Annotated in this window: 1 pseudogene; it reads right to left on the bottom strand. The window is 60.4% G+C overall.

The annotated features are described in order from the left end of the window. Positions 1 to 66: 66 nt before the first annotated feature. Positions 67 to 735, bottom strand: a pseudogene (locus AVS7_RS19325) (ATP-binding cassette domain-containing protein); the annotation flags it as partial. Between the last annotated feature and the right edge of the window lie 347 nt (positions 736 to 1,082).

Below are 1,082 nucleotides of genomic sequence, written 5' to 3' on the forward strand. Positions count from 1 at the left end.
CTACCAACACCACCTCCGCGCCAGTGCTAGCTTTTCGTACCGTCACTTATTGCACTGAAAACGAGGAGACCCCAACTGGCCCCTGTCCAGCTCCACGATGCGCGTGGCGATGCGGTCCAGGAACGCGCGGTCGTGCGTGATGGTGACGATGCCGCCCTTGAAATCCAGCAGCAGTTCTTCCAGCCACTCGATGGAATCCAGGTCCAGGTGGTTGGTGGGCTCGTCGAGCAGCAGCACGTCCGGCCGCGCCACCAGGGCCTGCGCGAGCGCTACCCGCTTCTTGGTGCCGCCCGACAGCGTGCCGATCACGGCCTGCGCGTCCAGGTGCAGGCGCTGCAGCGTCTCCTCCACGCGCTGCTCCCAGTTCCAGGCGTCGTAGGCTTCTATCTGCGACTGGAGTGCATCCAGGTCCACACCCGCCGCGGCGGACAGGTACTGCTCACGCAGCGCCATGGCATGCGCCAGCCCCTGCGCTGCCGCTTGGAATACCGTGGCCTCCGGGGCCAGCAGCGGATCCTGTGCCACGAAAGCAGTGCGCAACCCCTGCTGCACGCTCAGCGTTCCATCGTCGGGCTTGGCCAGGCCACCCAGAATCTTCAACAGGGACGACTTGCCGGCGCCATTGCGCCCGATCAATCCCACCCGCTCGCCGGGCTCCAGCGCAAAGCCCGCGTGGTCCAGCAGGGCGACATGCCCAAAAGCCAGTTGGGCGTCCATCAAGGTAATCAGTGCCATGGCTCGAAATTATGGAGGGCGCCTGGAGAAGTTCTCCAAACAAGGGAAAACCCGATGTATACTTCAAGGCTTCGCTGCCCGGTCAGCTGTGTGAACAGGTGGTTGGGTGGAGAAGGGGGAGAGATAAAAATTTCCCGGCTTTGAGTTGATCTGGTGTTAAAAACCGGTGTAGAATTTGAGGCTTCGCTGCTGAGGCGGTCTGCGACAAAAGTTGCGGGTTGTTTAGGTGGTGAGGGGTTTGGCGAGAAGATTGAAAGACCCCGAAGTTTGACGGGACTTTTCAAAACCTGCTAGAATTCAAGGCTTCGCTGATCGCAGCAAAGTTTGGAAGTCGAAAAAATTTCGCT

This window comes from Acidovorax sp. MR-S7, assembly GCF_000400995.2.
Classification (GTDB): domain Bacteria; phylum Pseudomonadota; class Gammaproteobacteria; order Burkholderiales; family Burkholderiaceae_C; genus MR-S7.